General features: G+C 48.3%; 20 protein-coding genes. 13 read left to right on the top strand and 7 right to left on the bottom strand.

The annotated features are described in order from the left end of the window. Positions 1 to 45: 45 nt before the first annotated feature. Positions 46 to 2,466 carry a DNA topoisomerase (ATP-hydrolyzing) subunit B gene (gyrB, locus tag BUF15_RS01185; RefSeq protein ID WP_073611598.1) on the bottom strand — a complete coding sequence of 807 codons (2,421 nt, stop codon included), beginning with the start codon at positions 2,464 to 2,466 and terminating at the stop codon, positions 46 to 48. A gap of 71 nt (positions 2,467 to 2,537) precedes the next feature. Beyond that, a complete protein-coding gene (gene dnaN / locus BUF15_RS01180; protein ID WP_073611597.1) occupies positions 2,538 to 3,668 on the bottom strand; it encodes a DNA polymerase III subunit beta in 1,131 nt (376 codons plus the stop codon). Between the two features lie 765 nt (positions 3,669 to 4,433). Here dnaN and BUF15_RS01175 point away from each other — a divergent pair. Further along, complete coding sequence (locus tag BUF15_RS01175) at positions 4,434 to 5,711, top strand: serine hydrolase domain-containing protein (protein WP_084553318.1); 1,278 nt, start codon at positions 4,434 to 4,436, stop codon at positions 5,709 to 5,711. A 91-nt stretch (positions 5,712 to 5,802) separates the two neighbouring features. On the opposite strand, the gene BUF15_RS27305 is transcribed toward BUF15_RS01175, so the two are convergent. The 4 genes from BUF15_RS27305 to BUF15_RS01160 form a co-directional block, all read right to left on the bottom strand. Continuing rightward, on the bottom strand, positions 5,803 to 5,976 hold the full coding sequence (locus tag BUF15_RS27305; protein WP_200802302.1) for a hypothetical protein: 174 nt from the start codon (positions 5,974 to 5,976) through the stop codon (positions 5,803 to 5,805). Between the two features lie 18 nt (positions 5,977 to 5,994). Beyond that, entirely contained in the window at positions 5,995 to 6,297 is a 303-nt protein-coding gene (locus tag BUF15_RS01170; protein WP_073611595.1) for a hypothetical protein, read from the bottom strand. A gap of 12 nt (positions 6,298 to 6,309) precedes the next feature. Then, a complete protein-coding gene (locus BUF15_RS01165) occupies positions 6,310 to 6,624 on the bottom strand; it encodes a peroxiredoxin (protein WP_073611594.1) in 315 nt (104 codons plus the stop codon). A gap of 124 nt (positions 6,625 to 6,748) precedes the next feature. After that, positions 6,749 to 7,006 carry a sulfurtransferase TusA family protein gene (locus BUF15_RS01160; RefSeq protein WP_073611593.1) on the bottom strand — a complete coding sequence of 86 codons (258 nt, stop codon included), beginning with the start codon at positions 7,004 to 7,006 and terminating at the stop codon, positions 6,749 to 6,751. Between the two features lie 321 nt (positions 7,007 to 7,327). Between BUF15_RS01160 and BUF15_RS01155 the strand changes: the two genes are divergently transcribed. From BUF15_RS01155 to cmk, 5 genes are all read left to right on the top strand, one after another. Continuing rightward, positions 7,328 to 8,572 carry a YeeE/YedE thiosulfate transporter family protein gene (locus BUF15_RS01155; RefSeq protein WP_073611592.1) on the top strand — a complete coding sequence of 415 codons (1,245 nt, stop codon included), beginning with the start codon at positions 7,328 to 7,330 and terminating at the stop codon, positions 8,570 to 8,572. A gap of 222 nt (positions 8,573 to 8,794) precedes the next feature. After that, positions 8,795 to 9,904 (top strand): HD domain-containing phosphohydrolase, encoded by a 1,110-nt coding sequence (locus tag BUF15_RS01150; protein WP_073611739.1) that lies wholly within the window; start codon positions 8,795 to 8,797, stop codon positions 9,902 to 9,904. A 27-nt stretch (positions 9,905 to 9,931) separates the two neighbouring features. Further along, positions 9,932 to 10,216, top strand: coding sequence for an Asp-tRNA(Asn)/Glu-tRNA(Gln) amidotransferase subunit GatC (gene gatC, locus BUF15_RS01145; RefSeq protein ID WP_073611591.1), 285 nt, complete (start codon positions 9,932 to 9,934; stop codon positions 10,214 to 10,216). A 75-nt stretch (positions 10,217 to 10,291) separates the two neighbouring features. Then, a complete protein-coding gene (gene gatA, locus BUF15_RS01140; RefSeq protein ID WP_073611590.1) occupies positions 10,292 to 11,749 on the top strand; it encodes an Asp-tRNA(Asn)/Glu-tRNA(Gln) amidotransferase subunit GatA in 1,458 nt (485 codons plus the stop codon). 44 nt (positions 11,750 to 11,793) lie between these two features. Beyond that, on the top strand, positions 11,794 to 12,483 hold the full coding sequence (gene cmk / locus BUF15_RS01135; protein ID WP_073611589.1) for a (d)CMP kinase: 690 nt from the start codon (positions 11,794 to 11,796) through the stop codon (positions 12,481 to 12,483). A gap of 88 nt (positions 12,484 to 12,571) precedes the next feature. Here the strand turns inward: cmk and pal are convergent, their stop codons facing one another. Next, complete coding sequence (pal, locus tag BUF15_RS01130; RefSeq protein WP_073611588.1) at positions 12,572 to 13,174, bottom strand: peptidoglycan-associated lipoprotein Pal; 603 nt, start codon at positions 13,172 to 13,174, stop codon at positions 12,572 to 12,574. 375 nt (positions 13,175 to 13,549) lie between these two features. On the opposite strand from pal, the gene rlmKL reads away from it, so the two are divergent. The 7 genes from rlmKL to BUF15_RS01095 all read left to right on the top strand — a co-directional run bounded on the left by rlmKL (position 13,550) and on the right by BUF15_RS01095 (position 20,574). Then, on the top strand, positions 13,550 to 15,712 hold the full coding sequence (rlmKL, locus tag BUF15_RS01125; RefSeq protein ID WP_073611587.1) for a bifunctional 23S rRNA (guanine(2069)-N(7))-methyltransferase RlmK/23S rRNA (guanine(2445)-N(2))-methyltransferase RlmL: 2,163 nt from the start codon (positions 13,550 to 13,552) through the stop codon (positions 15,710 to 15,712). A 115-nt stretch (positions 15,713 to 15,827) separates the two neighbouring features. Next, a complete protein-coding gene (locus BUF15_RS01120; RefSeq protein ID WP_084553317.1) occupies positions 15,828 to 16,199 on the top strand; it encodes an Hpt domain-containing protein in 372 nt (123 codons plus the stop codon). A gap of 115 nt (positions 16,200 to 16,314) precedes the next feature. Further along, a complete protein-coding gene (locus tag BUF15_RS01115) occupies positions 16,315 to 17,946 on the top strand; it encodes a response regulator (protein ID WP_143170594.1) in 1,632 nt (543 codons plus the stop codon). A gap of 144 nt (positions 17,947 to 18,090) precedes the next feature. Next, positions 18,091 to 19,140, top strand: a complete 1,050-nt coding sequence (locus BUF15_RS01110) for a 3-oxoacyl-ACP synthase III (RefSeq protein ID WP_234981074.1) — start codon at positions 18,091 to 18,093, stop codon at positions 19,138 to 19,140. Then, positions 19,140 to 19,703, top strand: a complete 564-nt coding sequence (gene amrA, locus BUF15_RS01105; protein WP_234981073.1) for an AmmeMemoRadiSam system protein A — start codon at positions 19,140 to 19,142, stop codon at positions 19,701 to 19,703. The genes BUF15_RS01110 and amrA overlap by 1 nt, the downstream gene beginning before the upstream one ends. Further along, the gene (locus BUF15_RS01100) at positions 19,703 to 20,326 is read left to right on the top strand and encodes a hypothetical protein (RefSeq protein WP_073611584.1); all 624 of its coding nucleotides are present in this window, start codon (positions 19,703 to 19,705) and stop codon (positions 20,324 to 20,326) included. The genes amrA and BUF15_RS01100 overlap by 1 nt, the downstream gene beginning before the upstream one ends. A gap of 32 nt (positions 20,327 to 20,358) precedes the next feature. Then, positions 20,359 to 20,574, top strand: a complete 216-nt coding sequence (locus BUF15_RS01095; RefSeq protein WP_073611583.1) for a hypothetical protein — start codon at positions 20,359 to 20,361, stop codon at positions 20,572 to 20,574. The last annotated feature ends 1 nt before the right edge of the window (position 20,575 follow it).

Below are 20,575 nucleotides of genomic sequence, written 5' to 3'. Positions count from 1 at the left end.
AGCAAGTTAGTATTCAACTTCTGCCGGGCAGCATCCACCCACGAATCAGATATCGAGTTCGGTCACTTCGAGTGCGTGGTTCTGGATAAATTCCCGTCTCGGTTCGACCTTATCGCCCATGAGTGTCGTAAAAATATCGTCTGCCTGTTCGGCATCATTGATATTGACCTGAACCAGGGTTCGGTTCTCGGGGTTCATGGTTGTTTCCCACAACTGCTCGGGATTCATCTCACCAAGACCTTTATAACGCTGGAGGTGACTGCCTTTAAAAGATTCATCCCGCACGCCCTGAACCATTTCATTCCAGTCCTTGGCAGACTTTATTGCATCCTGCCCTGATTTCCCCTCAACCTTGATGGAAAAGCTGCTTTTAAGATACGGCTGAATATCCTTGAACATGGAATAGGCGGTACGGTACTCGTTAATAAGCGGTATCTGCGGCCCAAGTGTCATCATTATCTGGACCTTGCCGCGTACAGCGATATCCGCCTCATAACAATCGGGACGCCAGCGGCAGGAACGAACATGACCTATAATCAGTTTTTCGGCAGGCAGTTTGGCGATGAGATCAGCAACAAAGGACTCGTCGGTGAATTGATCAGCAGATCTAATCTGATTTTCCAGAAGAAAATAGAGCATTTCTTCCCAGATATTCATCCTATTCATGTAGCTGACGATGCGCTGGTAAACGGAGAGCTTCTCCATAATGCTCACCATTTCCTCGCCTTTCAGTTCATACTCATCTTCACCATGAATAATAACGCTCATCTTCTCGCTGGCCTGGGAGAAGAGGAAGCTATTCAAATGGCCTTCTTCGAGGAAATACTTTTCTTTCTTACCTCGTCCCAACCTATAGAGCGGCGGCTTACCAATATAGACGAAGCCACCCTGGATAAGCGGTAGCATCTGCCGGTAAAAGAAGGTAAGCAACAGGGTACGAATATGGGCTCCATCAACGTCGGCATCGGTCATGATGATGATCTTGTGATAACGGAGCTTTTCAATATCGAACTCATCTTTGCCTATACCACAGCCGAGACTCGCTATAAGTTGTTTAATCTCTTCACTGTTCAGAATACGATCAAAACGCGCTTTCTCCACATTCATGATCTTACCACGCAGTGGCAGAATAGCCTGAATGGATCGATCGCGTCCCTGCTTTGCGGAACCACCAGCCGAATCACCCTCGACGATAAATATTTCGCGCTTGGCCGGATCTTTTTCCTGACATTCGGCCAATTTTCCGGCCATAAGCAGACTGGTAGAACCCTTCTTCCTGGAAAGATCACGGGCCCGCTTAGCCGCTTCCCGGGCTCTGGCCGCATCAACAACCTTTGAAAGAATTTTTTTGGCAACGCCCGGATTCTGCTCAAGATAAATAGTCAGTTTTTCTGTACAGACAGATTCAACTATTGATTTTACTTCCGAGTTGCCCAGTTTGGTCTTCGTCTGGCCCTCGAACTGTGGATCCGGCACCCTTACAGATATAACGCAGGTTAACCCCTCACGCACATCCTCGCCGCCCATCTTTTCCCTGAGACTTTTGGGGATGATATCATCACTGGCGTAACGGTTGATACATTTGGTCAAAGCCGCACGAAAACCAGCAACGTGACTACCACCTTCTCGAGTATTGATGTTATTGACAAAGCTGAATAGCCGCTCTGAATAGCCGTCAAAATACTGAAAGGCAATTTCAACCTCAACTTGATCCCTCTCGCCAACAATAAAGATCGGTTCAGAATAGATAGGTGTTCGGTTTCTGTTCAAATATTCGACGTAGGAGATAAGTCCGCCATCTGCATGAAATTTGTCTTCTTCACCGCTTCGCTCATCTTTTAGATGGATGCGAACTTCCTTATTGAGATACGACAGCTCCCTTATTCGGGTTTTGACAGTTTCATAGTTATAAACTGTTGTTTCCTGGAAGATATCCGGATCAGGCAGAAAGTTGATGGTAGAACCAGTTTTTTCGCTGGTACCGATCTCTTCCAGTTCTGAAGTCTTTGCACCATAGCTGTAGGTCTGGCGATATACCTTACCGTTACGCCTGATGGTCGCCGTCGCACGAGACGACAGGGCGTTGACGACCGAAACACCGACACCATGCAGACCACCGGAAACCTTATAGGTCGAATGGTCGAACTTGCCACCGGCATGAAGAGTAGTCATAACCAGTTCAAGAGCGGAGATATTCTCTGTAGGATGCATATCGACAGGAATACCCCGGCCATTATCCTCAACGGTTACCGAATTGTCTTCATGAATGGTAATTCGTATTCTTGAACAGTATCCGGCTAACGCCTCATCAATACTGTTATCAACAACTTCCCAGATAAGGTGATGTAACCCCGTCTCCGAGGTGGAACCAATATACATGGCTGGACGTTTACGAACCGCCTCCAGCCCATCAAGCACCTTTATCTGTTCGGCACCATAACTGTTTTTTTCTTCTGTCACGCTCATTCCTTAAAAATCTAAATAATCAACTGCATCAGACAACAGCAGCCAGTGAGGTTAACTTTCCGTTACACTTCCTAGAGCTGCATCGGCATGATGATACTGATAAATCCCTTGTCGACATCGGATTGAATGAGACAAGGACTATTATTGGAATTTATATATGCTTCGACTGTTTCACACTCCATAACCTGCAGTGTTTCCAGAAAATATCTGCAATTAAAACCAAGTGTCAGCGGAGTTCCGGTGTATTCAATAGGTTGAACGTCCTTGGCGTTTCCCAGATCCGCGTTCTGGGAGGTGAGGGTCATCTTGTCATTATCAATCTTCAACTGGATGGTATGAAAGATATCCTCGGTAAAGAGATTGATTCTTTTCAACGATTCCAGAAAAGGGATCCTGTTGATCCTGGCGCAGTTTTCCAGCTGAACGGCATTGACAATGGCCCTATACTGCGGGAACTCTCCCTGTTTGAGTCGAATAACCATAACAGCCTGATTGTCGCGCACCACCATCTGCTTCTCTTCAAAAGAGATTTCGACACTGTCACGAGACTCACAAAACTTTTTCCATTCCTGAATACCTTTTTTGGGGATAAGGGTTACAGGATTCAACCGCAGATTATCTATCTCGCCAGCCACATCCTTTTCCATGATGGAGAGGCGGTGACCATCAGAAGATATCATTCGCAGATAGTTACCGTCCTCTTTCTTCTCCTTTTCAAAGAGGACAGACGTGAGCGAATAGATATTTTCCTGCTCACTGGCGATTGAAAAAATGACTTTGTCGATCAGATCGAGAAATATGTGGGACTCAAAGGAAACAAAATTATCGTCCTCATATTCAGGAAATTCGGGATACTCGTCATTGGCCATCCCTGCCAGGTTATAGGTACTGTGACCTGCAGTGATGACAACCCAGCTATTTTCAGTCTCTTCGATGGTGACACTCTCGGAGCCTGACTCACGGACAATCTCAAAAATTTTCTTTGAGGGAAGGGTTATGTTCCCGCTGCTCGCTATATCAGCCGGAACAAACAGCCGTAACCCCACTTCAAGATCAGTTCCAGTAAGTACGAGACCGTTACCCTGGGCTTCGATAAGAACATTGGAAAGAATGGCCATGGTGCCTTTCTTGTTGGTGATGTTCTGCAGGCTGTTGAGGCCATCCAGAAAAGCATTTTTTGCAACCGTGCATTGAAGCGGCATAGGGGACTCCTTTCGATGAAGCCGTAAATTTCTTTCAAGTTATATTTGCACTAGCACCCGGAGACATCAAAAACTACTTTATGTATTTGATATTGAATTAAATATGAAACAATATGCAGGAGAAAAAGATGTACCGGGTTGTGAAAATCATGCTATCAGCAGGTTCTTTGACTTCCTATATGGCGATAATATTGCTCGCTTTCCGAAGTGACTGATGATAACCAAATTCACCGTGGTTGATTTTGGTTCGTCCAATATGCAAAAAACGGTGTTAAAACAAAGTTATAAGGAAAAGTCAAATGACCCCGTAGTCTAGCCAAATTTGAAGAAAAATTCAATGAAATAATGGGTTGAAGGGCCGGTGGGAAGACAAAATCATCATGCTCATTTTCAAATAGACACGTATTTTGCATAGAGTTTTTTTTAAAGAAAGACCTAAGAGACCTGTCTAGATGCACTTCCAGAGAAATGATGAAGCAAAAAAACATAAAATCAATTTGTTACTGTTTAGCATGTAAATCTTTTATGTAAAAAAATTATTGAAGAAGACCCTCTCTCCTTTACCTTAAGCGACGACCTTTTCTTTTATAGTATCTTTTTAAGATTATTTTTATTAAGCCTGTTGAAATGTTAGTAAAGTATTTAAAATACTGCTTTGCTTAAATAAAAAAGTAAACAATCAGAAAAGGATAAAAAGACGGTTTTGGTGGGAAATACCTTTTCAACAGGGTTTTCCACAATCCGTTAAAGGGTTTTCCACATCGTATGGAGCAACGTGTTGTTGATATCCTGTTGATAGATGTTGATAACTCATATTTAACGTGTTTTTTTAATAAGTTATTTTGTTTTTGTAGAAGATATTGGTATCAACTACGAGTAGTGAATCTGCAGCAGGAAGGACGGCCATCAAGAGAGGAAATGTGCGTGGAGATTCAAGGAAGGGCTAACCTCAAAGATGTCATTGACCAGTTGTTGACAGCGGCGGTTACTGATGGTGTAACGCCCGGAGCGGTTGCCGGGGTAGCGGTTGTTTCTAAAAAATACGAGAGGAAGAGCTGTATATGCAGTTCCGGCTTTACTACAAGAGAAAGGACCAGGACCAAGGTCACAGCGAAAACTGTTTATGATCTGGCTTCACTGACAAAACCCCTTGTGACGGTGCTCTGTACCTTGCATTTGGTTGAGAGAAAGGTGTTAACCCTGGATATGGTCCTTTCCGACCTACTTCCTTTTTCCACAGTTCCTGACGATAAAAAAAATATTCAACTCAGACAGCTTCTCGGCCATTGTTCAGGGTTTCCGGCGCACCGCCCGTATTTTATAGAGGCTTTGGCTGTTAAAAAGGGTGGGCGAAAAGATTTCTTTTTACAAAGTATCCTGGATGAACCTCTCGAATATTCTCCTGGAAAAATGAATATTTATAGTGATCTCGGTTTTATATTGCTTGGTTACATTATTGAGCAAAAGACAGGCAAGAGTCTTGAACAATTCCATAGGAAAAACATTCTGGAGCCCCTGGGACTGCAAAATCATTTTTGGTTCACCCCCTCAGTCGAAAAAAGAAACATCGACCATTGTGCAGCCACTGAGATATGTCCTTGGACGGAAAAACCGTTGTGTGGTGTCGTTCATGATGACAACTGTAGGGTAATGGGTGGTATGGCCGGTCATGCTGGTCTATTCGGTACCGTTGAAGGTGTACTGCAAATGGGCCAATTTATGGTTGAGGTGTGGAATGGCTGGAGGACGACAGAACTTTTTTCCAGAGAACTTTTGAAACTCTTTCTAACACGTTTTCCAGGATCAACCTGGACCTGTGGCTTTGATACACCTTCAGCCGAAAATTCAAGCAGTGGCAGATATTTTGGTCCTGCAAGCATTGGTCATCTCGGTTTTACCGGCTGTTCAATATGGATTGATCTGGCAAGGGGATGTGTCGTCGTGCTTTTGACGAACAGGGTTAATCCATCACGAAAGAATATTAAGATAAGGCAGTTTCGACCGCTCTATCATGATGCGGTGATGAAACATTTATGCCTTTAAAGAATGGATTTGGGAAAAGAAGCTTGGATAAAAAAAATCCCTGCTCACAAAATATGAGCAGGGATGGTCTTACTCTGCAACGAAGAACTTCTTACCACCAGGAGATGGTCTGGTCGGCTTCAAATATCATATCAACTAATTTATCGTAGTCGGGAGCTTCCACGTTAAGGTCAAATGACATTGATTCCCTGTCACGGGTAACAATCTCAACCAGTTTTTTTACGGTTTCATCGGGTTCTGATCTGTAGACATTGAGTATTTTCATAGTGGTGGTTCCCCGGATCTATTTAATTCCGTACGGAATGATATGGGTCATTTCACGCAGCTTCTCACCAAGTTCTTCAATGGTAATGGCGGTGAAATCGCACTTTTCAACATTGGCGGGGACTGTTGTAAGAATATCACCCTCCATATCTCTCAACATTTCGATGGTTTCCATACCATGCTCGTCAAATGGCGGCAGTTCGGTATCCATCACTACCCCGTAGGCGTACATATTCTCCACGGCCAGTCCTAATGCTGAGCGGATACCATCTACGGCGTAATCCTCATGTCTGTACATCAAACATACTTTTTTATATTCCATTGTCCTTACCTCCTACAGACTGAGATAGCAGTCGAAGTCTTCAATGATGATGCCATGCTGCGCCTGGGTAGCCATTTTTTTCACGGTCAGCCCTTTAGGGATGTCCTCGATGTCGTAACCCTGCTTTTTATAACTGTCGACACAGATGGATACATCGTCAGCAATTTCGCAAAGCTCAGGAAAGGCAGGATCTTTGGCAAGATGGGTAGCTTTCCAGGTGAAAAAGACTTTGACGTTTGATCCCTTGGCTTTGGCAGCCTTGGTTATGCCCATTACATGCTTCATGCAGCTTTCGGTAGTGACAAATATTCCTAAACTTTTTGCCATGATATACTCCTGTTGGAAAGATAAGGCGAGGTTGACGCACCTCTACTAGACTTGTTTTCGATGGAACTCGAAAAAGACAAGACCCTCCGGCGAAAAAATTTCTTACCGGAGGGGGAGGGAGATATCAGCCTTTCTTGATAAAAAAGGAGATGTAACCGGTTTCTTCTTTTTCACCAAGGTACTCGTGTCCGGCACGTTCACACCAGCCGGGGATATCGTTACGGGAGCCGGGATCGGTACCGTCGATCTGGAGAACTTCACCGGCGGCGAGTTTTCCTATCTCTTTTTTGGTTCTCAAAAGCGGCATGGGGCAGCTCAAACCTTTGGCATCCAGAACCGCGTTGGCAGTTGTCCCTTCGGCAACTTTTTTGAAATCACTCATGATGATCCTCCTGACAAAAAATAGTAGAGGTTGTACTACTGGGTAGTATGTTAGGAATTGAACACAATATTTTGGCGTCTTCGGAAGTATTTAATGACCTATACTGTAGAGGCAAAATTCTGTCAAGAGTTAAAAAATATGGAACAATTTACTGGTATAACATAAAAAAATAGCTGTTTTGTACGACAGGGTGGTGTTTTTGGTAGAAATGAATGACTATTCATTGTTGTGGTTCTTGACAAAAAAAAATAGGCTGTGTAAAGCAGTCATTATTTACGACTCCAATAATTACTTTTTTAATGTCTCGTCAGGAGGACAATAATGAGTGAAGAATCGGTATTAAAGAAGAAAGTTCAAGGCTTGTATAAGATATTCTGCCAGAGTGAGTGGAATCCTACTGTAACCGGTGTTGTTGTAGGATTTTTTTCCGTTATGATGATGGCCTGGTGGAGACCCTGGGGTGCGGTTGGTGCTATCCGTAACTGGGGTGACTGGATAATGTATGGAATAGGATCTATCTTTGGCACCGATTCCGGAATACTTTCCCTGTACGAAGAGGCTCCGGCCGCAATTTTTGCTAATTCCGGTTCCGTTATTGGCCTCGGTTTTATAGGCGGGGCATTTGTCTCCGCCTGTCTTGGCAATGAATTTGCTCTGAGGGTTCCGCCTTATCGTGAAATGGTTAAGGCGGTTATCGCAGGTATTTTGATGGGTGTAGGTGCATCCCTTGCCGGTGGCTGCAACGTCGGTGGATTCTATAATGCCATCGGCAACTTAGCGGCAAACGGTTTTGCCATGATGTTGGGTTTGGTTTTTGGTGTCATTTTAGGTCTGAAACTTCTTTACCTGGAGATGGAACATATAAGCTGGGGTGAGGGTGGCTCGAAAACGATTTCTTTTACGCCGATGGTTATCCGCATCATGGCTGCCATTGGTATTTTGGCTCTCATTGCGGGATCATATATATATAGCGGCAATGAAGACAGTGATTATATGGCTTCTCTTGGTGGAGTTCTGCTGATTGCCGCAGCCCTTGGTTATTCCATGCAGCGTGGTCGCTGGTGCATGGTTCAGGGGTTCCGTGAGCCGCATATGACCGGTGACTGTACTATGGCCAAATCGGTCATGCTCTCTATCATCGTGGTGGCGATTGGTGCCGCCATTCTGAAATATGAAGTTCCGGTCAGGGCAGAAGGTGAGGCTATACTCAATCCCATTAACTATGTCCGCGGTACTTTCGGCTGGGGTGGTGTGGTTGGTGGCTTTATTTTCGGCCTTGGTGCCATGTTTGCCGGTGGTTGCGGATCGGGAACTCTCTGGCGGGTTGGTGAAGGGCAGGTCAAGCTTATGATGGTTGTTCCGTTTTTCGCAGTTGCCAATTCAATGATGACTGGCTGGATCAACGACAATGATTTTGAGGTGGACGGAGTTCTTGGATCCTATGTATATCTTCCCGATGTTTTGGGTTATGGACCGACCCTGACCCTTATCGTCGGTTTCATGATTATCTGGTACCTGTCTGTAACCTGGAATGAGGACACCAATAAATTTATTGTACCAATGTAATATATGATATTGCGTTAAAAAACGAAGTATAGCTGTATCAAATCGCAAAACCCCTTTTCATCAGGGTTTTGCGATTTTTTTTGGTCGTCATGTCTTCCTTTTTGTCCTGCGAAAGTGCGGCCATGACCATCGTGTTATTCAAGTTGAGGGGCGTTGCAAAAATCAGGCGGAAACTGTACTCTTGTCGGTGCTGATATTCACATCTTTTATGGAGATCCGTACTTGATTAAAGAGCAGTCGAAAATACTGGTGGCAGACGATGATCTGATGGTCCGATCAACAGTTTCCAAAATATTGGAAATGTTTGGACATCACGTTATAACCGCGGATGATGGCCGAAAGGTGCTCGATATTGTCGACGACAGTTTTGATGTTATCATCCTCGATATCAATATGCCGGATATGGATGGCTTTCAGACCATCACCGCCTTGAATAATCTCAATTTCGATATTCCCGTTCTCTTTCTCACCGGCGCGGGATCCATGGATTATGCGGTAAAGGCTATAAACCTTGGAGCTTACGACTTTCTCACCAAACCAATTGAGGATCTCGATATATTCAACGTCAAGATCCGCCGGGCTATTGAGAAAAGGATGTATGTCCTGCAGGAAAGGCGCTATAAAGAGGCCCTGGAAGATGACGTAAGGCTAAAGGCTGAACAGCTGGAGGATAAAAACCGGCTGCTTCTCACTTACAGCAAAAGTCTGGAACAGGCGACTGTTCAGCTCATGACCAGCCTGCAGAACGCGATGGAGGAGAAGGATTATTACACGGCCGGCCATACCATGCGGGTAACGGAATATGCGCTGTTGCTGGGCCGCGCTATGGATCTCTCGGAAGAGGATCTCACAGTATTGCGAAGAGCAGCCCAGTTCCATGATATAGGTAAACTGGTCATTGATCTTTCCTGCATACAGAAACCGGGAAAGCTTACCGATGAGGAATGGCTGCTGATAAAAAAACACCCCAGCGTCGGTGCAAATATCATAGAACCCCTTGGTTTCATGGACAGGGAACAGTTCATTATCCGTCACCACCATGAACGTATGGATGGTAAAGGCTATCCGGACGGTCTTTCTGGCAAAGATCTCGATCTGCTCACCCGGATTCTCATTGTGGTTGACAGTTATGATGCCATGACGTCTCGGAGGAACTATCGACGAAATCTCAGCATGCAGGAAGCTGTGGAAGAGTTGTATAACTGTAGTGGCAGCCAGTTCGACCCCGAGACCGTAGACTATTTTGCCAAAACTATTGTCGATTTCACCCCTGATAAGTCTGTCTTTTCAAACGAGTATCTCGATGGGGTTTATCCTGTTACTAAGAAGTAATTCCGCTTATTCATTATTAAATAAATTATGAAAATTACAGTAGAAGAGGTTTTGCATGTAGCCCATCTGGCCAGGCTCAATCTCAATGAAGAAGAATTAGTGAAAATGACCGGGCAGCTGGATACTATTCTCTCCTATGTCGACAAGCTTTCCGAGCTGGACACGACAGGTATCGAGCCCACTACCCACGCCCATAATTCTGTGAATGCCTTTCGTGAAGACGGGGTGGTTACCTCACTGCCGCGGGAGGAATCCCTTGCCAATGCCCCGGAAGAAAACGGGGAAATGTTCAAGGTTCCGCGAATTATCTGATTTCTCAAGATTCTCACACGTTATATACAAAATTACGGTCGAACGATAATCGGCCTGTTTTTCTTTGAGGTGGATATGCAGCCCTATGAATTGACCATGGCTCAGGCCCTGGTAAAGCTCGATGCAGGTGAACTCTCTTCACGCGAATTAACCCAGAGCTGCCTCGACAGAATTGAAAAGGTGGACAGCGACATCCACTCATTCATAACCTTGGATGGCGAGGCGGCACTTCTACAGGCTGATCAGGCAGATCAAAAGAGAAAGGAGGGAGATAATGGAAAACTCCTTGGTATCCCGCTTGGCCTAAAAGATCTGCTTTGTACCAGAAATCTGCGTACTACCTGCGGTTCGAATATTCTTTCTAATTTTATCCCGCCTTATGATGCGACGGTGGTGGAATCTATCAAAAAAGAGGGCGGGGTCATACTTGGCAAACTCACCATGGATGAATTTGCCATGGGCTCCACTTCCGAGACCTGCTCTTTCGGGGTCCCCGAAAATCCCTGGAAAAAAGGGTATGTGGCCGGAGGTTCTTCCGGAGGCTCAGCAACATCGGTTGCTTCAGGCGAGTGTTTTGTCACTCTTGGTTCTGATACCGGTGGCTCGATTCGACAGCCGGCATCGCTCTGTGGGGTGGTCGGACTAAAGCCGACGTATGGCAGGGTGTCTCGTTATGGACTGGTGGCTTATGCGTCCTCCCTCGATCAGATCGGCCCTTTTTCCAGAGATGTGGCCGATTCAGCATTGATGATGAACGTTATCAGTGGCTACGACCGGCGCGATTCTACATCTGTAAACAGGGAAGTACCAGACTATAGCCAGGCGCTGGTGGAAGGGGTCAAAGGATTGAAGGTGGGGGTGCCTCGTGAGTATTTCGGCGAAGGGCTCGATCCTGAAGTACGTACCATTGTTGAGAACGGCATCCGGATACTACAGGAGCAAGGAGCGGAAATTGTCGAGGTCTCGCTGCCCCATACCGAATATTGCATTGCCGTCTATTATCTGATAGCCCCAGCCGAAGCAAGTTCCAACCTTGCCCGCTATGACGGTGTGGCGTATGGATATCGGGAAAAAGAGGCCGAGACCCTCCTTGAGATGTATAAAGAGAGCAGGTCTGTCGGGTTTGGTGCAGAGGTCAAACGCCGCATCCTGATCGGTACATATGCGCTCTCTTCGGGTTACTATGATGCCTACTATAAAAAGGCATCCCAGGTGCGGACCCTTATTCTGGGCGATTTCAATAGAGCTTTTGAACAGTGTGACGTGCTCATTTCCCCTGTTGTCCCCACTCCAGCCTGGAAAAAAGGCGAGAATGTCGATGATCCGTTATCCTTATACCTCTCCGATATTCTGACTGTCTCGGCAAATCTTGCCGGGATTCCGGGAATGTCGGTGCCCGGCGGTTTCAGTAGCGAAGGGCTACCGGTGGGAATTCAATTGCAAGGGCCTCATTTTCGTGAAGATACTCTGCTGCGGGTTGCCTACAACATTGAAAAGGGCACAGGCCTTGGTGGAAAGCTGGCCTCACTGTAACAATTATCAAAGAATTTCACGAACAGGTTATAAAAAGGGGCTCCATGGCCGCAACAGCAGAGATTGTCACAATCGATGGCCCGTCAGGTGTCGGTAAGTCAACTATAAGTAGAAAGGTGTCGGCGGCTTTGGGCTTCACGTATCTCGATACGGGGGCCATGTATCGGGGGGTTGCTTGTTATCTTGAGGAGTGTGGTGTTGATATAGGTGATGAAACGGCTGTTGCGAAGGCTCTGGCCAACCTTGATTTGCAGCTTCTACCGGCAAAGGATGCCGATAGTGATGTCGGGGTTATCATCTGTGGCAAGGATGTGAGCGCGGTAATCAGGACACCGCAGATGTCCATGGCCGCATCAGCAGTATCAAAACTGCAGCCGGTCCGGGAAAAGCTGACGGCAATGCAGCAGCAGGCAGGTAGCAAGGGTAGAATAGTGGCTGAAGGTCGTGACACCGGAACCGTTGTGTTTCCAGAGGCTGCCTATAAATTTTTCCTGGATGCAACTCCGGAGGAACGGGCTCGTCGCCGTGTAAGACAATTGCATGAAAAGGGCCAGATTGTTGATGAAACGGAAATTCTGGCCTTGACTATAGAGCGGGACAAAAACGACCGGGAACGTTCGCTTGCCCCGTTGAAAAAGGCAGACGACGCACTGCTTATCGATACCACCGAAATCGACATCACAGAAGTGTGTGGTAGGGTTCTTGCCGCAGTTAAAGCTAAACGATCTGTATAAAAAGTCGGCACTGTCGTCACAAAATGAAAAAGCCGCAGAGGGGAATTCCTTCGGTCTGCGGCTTTTGAAGCATTAGGCAATTCTGTCGTTACTCAGCGACAAAGTCAGCTCTTCTGTTCTGGGCGTAGGAATCTTCATTCTGACCAAAAAAGAGGGGGCGCTCCTCGCCGTAGGATATAGTGCGCATCCGGGACCCATCTATTCCCAGTCTGACAAGATACTGTTTGGCATTCTGTGCGCGCCGCTCGGCCAGAGCGAGGTTGTATTCGTTGGTTCCCCGTTCATCGGTGTTGCCTTCCACAACGATGCGGGTGCCTGGCGATTGTTTTAAGAAGTCAGCGTTCATTACCATCCTGTCGGTCATGTCCCCACGGATGGCAGACTGGTCAAAGTCGAAATAGACCGGGCTCAAACCTTCAGATGAACGGCCGTGAAGTCGTTTATATTCATCGCTGGCATTATCACCCAGACCACCGGCTCCGCTGCCGGATGCGTCGTCAAGGCTGCCCACAGCGGGCAGGTTGTCCTGGGAAAATTCACTGCCGTCGGCAGGGGGAAAAGAGGTGGTTTTGCCTGAATTAAGACCGCCGGCATCGGGAGCTATAACCGGTTTTTTGGTGCAACCAGCGGCCAGAAGCAGTGATCCTGCACAGGCGGTGAGTAAAAGTAGAGTGCTGATCCTCTTCTTCATGGTGTCTCCTGTAAAACGGTAAAAGGAAAGTATATAGAAATTCCAGACCGGGACAATCCTGGGTATTAACCCGTCATTCTAGTCTCATTGCTTGCGAAATCAAGAGAATTTGATTCGATAAGATGAAGAATTACAGCGGTTGTCCTTCACCGTCGGTATCGTTGCGGCTATCTTTTGAAATGAATCTGCAGTAAATTGGCAAAAGTTTTTTTTGGCTGTTTTCCTGGAGAGATCGATGTGCTGACAGTCAACACACAGATCCATTGGGAAATATTATCCATGCCGAAAGGGTAGTCGCTGCTATACTATTACATATATAAACAACAATGACGTCAATGTGTTTCTCTCCCATCAACCTTGTACCGGTATTTGTTCATGACGCTTGAAAATGAAAAATCTCTGGTGTTTGCCGCGACCTGCGGGGCTGGCACCGAATCCATGGTGGCCGAGGAAGTTACTTCTTTTGGCGGCAGGGATATGGAATCCGGCAAAGGGGTGGTGAGTTGGCGTGGCTCCCTGGAGAGCGGTTATCGGGCTTGTCTTTGGTCTCGATTTGCTTCGCGGGTTTTTCTTGAACTGCACACTTTCACCATAACCGATCAGGATTCCATCTATCACGGTGCCAGACAAATCGACTGGGACAATCATTTTGATCCACAGACCACCTTTGCGGTGGACTGTACGGTAACCGGTGACACTGTCGAGTCTATCCACAGTCGTTTTGCCGCTCTACGAGTAAAAGATGGTCTGGTCGATCAGTTTCGGGAGCGGTTTGGTGAAAGACCCTCCGTTGATGCTGAACGACCAGGCGTTCGGGTTCATTTATTGGTAAGGAACACCACAGCGATTCTATCTCTGGATCTTTCCGGCGACAGCCTCCATAAACGGGGATACCGGGTGGAGAATTCGCTTGCACCATTAAAGGAAAACCTGGCAGCCGCTATTGTCCAGGTGAGTGGCTGGCCGCAAATGCAGAAGTCTGGTGCCTCTCTGGTGGATCCAATGTGTGGGTCGGGAACGCTCCTTATTGAAGCTGCCTTGATGTTCGGGGATAGCGCTCCGGGACTTTTCCGCAAATATTTCGGTTTTATGGGCTGGAAGGGGCACGACAAAAATATCTGGAGTCGTCTGGTGGATGAAGCAATGGCCCGGGAGGAAGCTGGTACCAATCAGGTCTGGCCGGTGATTGTCGGCTATGATGCAGATCACCTTGCGGTGCGGGCGGCCCGGATGAACGTGAAGCGGGCTGGCCTTGACGACCGGATCCGCATTGAGCGGGCTGAGCTTGCGCAACTTCCGTCACCTCCCGAAAAGGGACTGGTTCTCTCTAACCTGCCATTTGGCGAACGCTTATCGGAGACTGAAGAGGTTTCCTGGCTTTATCGGGCGCTTGGGCGGATAATGAGAGAGCGTTTTTCCGGCTGGCGGCTGGCTGTTTTTATCTCGAATCCGGATTTGACCGACAGCTTCAACCTGCAGTGGGAAGAAAAATTTCGTCTCTATAATGGACCGTTGCATTGCCGGGTTCTGACAACCCTCGTTCCACCTCCGGAAGAACAGGACTTTCGCTGGCAGATGACCGGCTGGGTTCCAGAGGGTGATGGGGCTGATTTTGCCAACAGGCTAAAGAAAAACCTGAAAAAAATGCTAAAATGGTCTGTAAAAGAACAGATCAGCTGCTATCGCGTCTATGATCGTGATTTGTTAGAGTATAATGTCAGTATAGACATTTATGAGAAATGGGTTCATGTGCAGGAATATGCACCTCCTGTCTCAGTAAAAGCTGAGAGTGCCGCGGCCAGGTTCCAGTTGGTGTTGAGATGTGTACGGGAGATTCTCGGCATCAGGGCTGACAGGGTTTTTATCAAGACTCGAGAGAGGCAGCGCGGTAAGCAGCAGTACCAGCAGAAATCGGCTAGAAAAAAGATGGTTGAGGTACGTGAAGGCAGCTGCAGTTACCTGGCAAATTTTACCGATTATCTGGACACCGGTGTTTTCCTTGACCACCGGCCCATACGTATGCGGATTCATGAGGAGGCCGTGAATAAGCGCTTTCTCAACCTGTTCGGTTATACCGGAACAGCAACCGTTCAGGCTGCTGCCGGAGGTGCGGTGTCGACGACTACAGTTGACTTGTCAACTACCTATTGCCGCTGGGCGAAGATGAATCTTGCCTTGAACGGTTTTGCCTTTGAGAGAAATCGGGTTATCAGTGCGGACTGTATGGTGTGGCTGGCAGAGGAGAGAGGGGAGTATGACCTTATTTTTGTCGATCCTCCAACCTTTTCCAACACCAAGAAAGAGAGGCGGGTGTTTGACCTTCAGCGCGATCATTATAATCTCCTGACGCTTGCCATGGCTCGGTTGGCGGATAACGGTCTACTTATCTTTTCAACCAATTTTCGCAAGTTTGAGCTTGATTCCCGGCTTCGTGAGGAGTACCAGGTTTCAGATATCAGCCGAGCCTCTATTCCATTTGATTTTGAACGAAACCGGAAAATCCACATGTGCTGGGAGTTTAGAAAAAACGAGGTTTGAAAGTTTTTCCCCTGGCAATAGAAAGGAGTTTAATGTTGCGGGAAAGTTATCGATATATTACGGATAATGAAAAGTTGGACATATTTACCTCATCAACCAGGCAATTGGACATTTCATGACTGAAACGACGCCCTTTCCGCATCCTGCACCCGTGACCATAGCTGGGTTGAGAAACCATTTCCACTCTACTTACCAGCTGGGTGAAAAGCAGGTCGAGCTGATGGTCAACAGCTCCAGGAAGTCTCTCGACAAGATTCTGGCGGAGGCCAGGACAGCCCTTCAGTCGGATAATGTTCCGGCGGAGATGGTGAATATTGGTCACAGTTTGAAGGGCTTGCTGTTAAATATGGGAGAGCCGGAATGGGCTGAGATAGCCAGAGACCTGGAAAAATCGGCAAGAGCCGGTGAGGTGCGAGACTATAGCGCTCTGGTTGCTCTTTTGACTGAAGGGATGGCGACGGTTCTCGCCTATGATGAGAAAGAGTGACAGGTTATTGTGTGTGTTGGAGTATCAAGAGAGCTGGATCGCAGTTTTTTTTTGATTTTCCCGTTTGTTTACCGGGTTTGTGAAGAAACCGACTATTTCTAAAAAGGGTGAAATCGTGTCGTTGATTGAAAGCGAGATAGACAAACTACAGAAAAAGACTGTCGATCTGAAAAGCACCAACGCAAAGTTGAAGAAACGGATCAAAGCGCTGGAGAGTGCCCTGGAAAAAGCTGAGCAGAACAGCAGGGTCAAGAGCGAATTCCTGGAAAATATGAGCCATGAAATCCGCACGTCCATGAACGGCATTGTCGGGATGACCAGTCTGGTGCTTGAAACGAAGCTCACCTCCGAGCAGCAGCAGTACCTGGAAATGGTGAACACTTCAGTCGATCGTTTGCAGGAGGTGGTGAGTGAGGTGCTTGACTATTCCAAGATCGAGGCGGGCTTGCTTGACCTGGAACCCCAGGACTTTAATCTCAAGGAGAGCCTCGACCACGATCTCTATCTGCTCCGTCTGGCTGCCGAGCAGAAGGGGATAACCCTCACCTGCAAGGTCGACCCTGACGTTCCGGAAAGCGTCTATGGTGACCCGAAGCGGCTGGTGCAGGTACTCACCAACCTGGTGAACAATGCCATCCGCCACACGGAATCGGGCGGGGTTTCAATTTTTGTCAAAAATGACGGTTACGACGACAGTAACCGTTTATCCCTCCATTTTTCAGTGCATGATACTGGTACTGGCATCGATCTCGAGAAACAGCAGCGGATTTTCCAGGCCTTCAGCCAACCAGGCTCCCGACAGACCGCTTCTGCAGAAGGGATTGGCGTCGGTTTGACTATCTGCTCCCAGCTGGTGAAAATGATGGGTGGCGAGCTCGGATTGGCAAGCAGCCGCAAGGGCTCTACCTTCTGGTTTTCTGTACCATTTAGGGAGGTGGTTGATATTGATCTCGAATTTGAAATGGATCAGCTGGCGGCAGAGCGCGAAGCCCGAACCTCCACGTACGCCCTGCAGGGGGCCAGGGTCCTGCTGGCAGAAGATGATCCGATCAACAGACTCCTCACCGAGACCTTGCTCACCCAGGCTGGGGTTGAGGTGACCAGTGTGGAAAATGGCGAGGAAGCGAGTCGTTTAGCTGAGGTCAACGATTATCAGATCATCCTGATGGATGTACAGATGCCGGTGGTGGATGGCCTTGAGGCAACCAGAAAAATACGACAGGTGGAAAAAAAGAGCGGAAAACGACGGACCACCATTATTGCTCTGACCGCCCTTGCCATGCAGGGTGACCGTGAGAAATGTCTGCAGGCGGGGATGGATGATTACATATCTAAACCGATCGAGAAAAAGCAGCTTTTGAACATGCTCACCACATATCTCACCAGTTCGGCACTTGTGGTTGACGGCGATGTGGAGAGCAAGCAGCAACTGGTCCAGTGTCTGGTCGAAAATGGTTGGAATGTGACCATCGCCGAGTCGGGTCGATCGGCGATGTACGAGGCCTCGCTCAACCCCTTTGATCTCATTCTGCTTGATACCCGCATGCCGCAGATGGGTGGAATCGAGGCGGCAAAAGTGATCCGCCGGCTTGAGGAGTATTCCGGCCGTCATGCCCATATTGTCGGCATTGGCTGGGGCGGGAGTGGTGAAGAGCAGCGCTGCCTTGAAAATGGTATCGACGGCTATATTGCCCGGCCATTCACCAGGGAGAAAATTACCGAACGATTAAAGCAATTGCGGGTCTGAATGAAACATTGACTTATTCAAGGTAACCCAAACCAGGTAAAAGCTCTTCTGTTGAACCACAGAGCTGGCAACGCAGTGGGCGGTTGATTACGCTACAAGGCACTATAAATACACGTTAAGGAATGCGGCGGGAACTGAATTGGCATGATGATGTATACGCAGGTTTGTTTAGACACGTTTGGTTATGAGCTTCCGCCCAGGGTGCTTACCTCAGAAGAGATTGAAAACAGGCTGGCCCCCTTATATGACAGGCTAAAGCTGCCGGTCGGACGGCTGGAGCTGATGAGTGGTATTCGTGAACGACGACTCTGGCTGGACGGTACCCGCCCGAGTGAGGCTGCCACCTTGGCCGGTCGTGATGTGTTGCGACGAGCCGATGTCGACCCGGCGGAGATCGAGTGTCTGATCTTCACCTCGGTGTCCCGCGATATGATGGAGCCTGCCACCGCCTCCTTTGTCCATAACCGTCTGGGGCTGCCCACCACTTGCCTGATTTTCGATATTTCCAACGCCTGCCTCGGTTTTTTGGATGGCATGGTGATGCTCGCCAATATGATCGAGCTGGGTCAGGTGAAAAATGGGTTAGTGGTTTCCGGCGAAACGGCGGAAGAGCTTCTGGAGTCAACTCTTCGCACCTTGGTTGTGGACCAGACCCTCACTCGAAAAGCGATAAAACCCGCCTTTGCCTCGCTTACCATCGGCTCGGGTTCTATCGGTTTGTATATGCGTAAAGCTCAGGCTGAAGAAACCAGGCCACTATTGAGACATGGTGCCTGGCGGGCCAATACGGTTCATTCTGACCTCTGTCACGGTAATCAGGCCGGCAGCAATACCACCCTGATGGAGACCGATTCAGAGGAGTTGCTGCATCGTGGTGTGGAAACGGCAGAGCTTACCTGGCAGGGATTTTCGGCCACACCTGGCTGGGCTGCAGGTGATATCGACGCCTTTTTCTGCCATCAGGTCGGCACGGCCCATGCACGATTGCTATTTGAACGCCTGGGTCTCGATATCGGTAAAAATTTTGAAACACTGGGGTCCTTGGGCAATGTCGGCTCCGTTTCAGCACCTATCACCCTGGCCATGGCAATGGAAGAAGATGTTTTCCGGCCAGGACACAAAGGGGCCTTATTGGGGATCGGTAGCGGTATCAACTGTCTGATGCTGGGCATAGAGTGGGAGGCACGACGATAGTGGAGATAACCAGGAGTCAGGCCGAGCTGCTGCTGCAGCTCGCCCGGAGGACCATAGAGTCGAGACTGAAGAACAGAGCTGTTACTGATACTCCACCCGCCGATCCTGTTTTCCAGGAGGAGGCTGCAACCTTTGTCACCCTGAAGATAGGCGGCGAGCTGCGCGGCTGTATCGGTAGCCTGGAGCCGTCGGGTTCGCTCTGGGACAACGTGCGGTCGAATGCCAATAATGCAGCTTTTCATGATGGCCGTTTCAGGCCGCTCAGTGAGGAAGAGCTTGCAAGCGTTCATATAGATATCTCTCTTCTTACCCAGCCGAAGGTACTTGAGTATCTTGATGGTGATGATTTGGCTGCAAAGCTAAGGCCCGGTATCGATGGGGTCATTTTGCGCCATGGTCGTGCCGGAGCAACCTTTCTTCCCCAGGTCTGGGAGCAGCTGCCGACACCTGAGCTGTTTCTTGGCCATCTCTGTCGGAAGGCCGGTCTTCGGGAAAGCTGCTGGCGAGAGGAGCATCCAAGGATTGAGCTGTATCAGGTGCAGCATTTTGAGGAGCAGAAGTAATGATGGAATTGGTATTACCCGAACATCTGGCCGAGCGTATCACCGAACTCTATGCCCGGATGGAAGATGATTACAATAAAGTTGCCGGAGCGCTTGATTTCAGCTGTGTGGGATGTCCCGATAACTGCTGCGACTCCTATTTTCAGCACCATACCTACGTTGAATGGGCGTATCTCTGGCGCGGTCTCAGAATGCTGAGTGATGAGAAACGTGAAAAAATCCAGAAATGGGCAACAGATTACCGCGAAAAATGCCGGCAGGCGGAGTCCCGGGGCGAACGTCCCCAGGTCATGTGTCCGCTCAATGAGGATGGTCTCTGTATTTTGTATGCCCACCGCCTCCTGGTCTGCCGGACCCACGGGGTTCCAGCCCGGATGCGTCGGCCCGATGGGCAGATGTTGCGGTTTCCCGGTTGCTTTCGCTGTCAGGAGCTGGTTGACGAACGGGAGAAAACCGGTTTGAAAACCCCGAGCGTTGAACGGACATCGCTTCTTATGGAACTGGCCAAGATCGAACAGGAACTGCTCACATATCGACGGGACCTTTACCCCAAGGTCAAAATGACGATTGCCGACATGATTCTCGAAGGGCCGCCGACCATCCCACCTCATTGCGAGGGGTAGCCGTACAAGACTACCCCAATTAACGAACTATAATGTCATCTGCACACCACCCACCGTCTCCCGGAGATCTCTGGGAAAAGCTTGGCGATCTGGAAGAGCTGGAGTCCATCTCCGTGCTGACCGGTCTCTTTTCCACCTATGAGACCCGGCTGCAGAACAATCCGGATGATGTGGCGGCCAACGATTTCTTCCATCATCTGGCTCTGGTACTGGAAAGGGCCGTTTCCTGCAATCTGAACAGGCGCTGAA

This window comes from Desulfopila aestuarii DSM 18488 (genome assembly GCF_900143695.1).
Lineage (GTDB): Bacteria > Desulfobacterota > Desulfobulbia > Desulfobulbales > Desulfocapsaceae > Desulfopila > Desulfopila aestuarii.
Note: the sequence above shows the minus strand (reverse complement) of the source record. Positions and strands in the feature narration are given on the sequence as shown.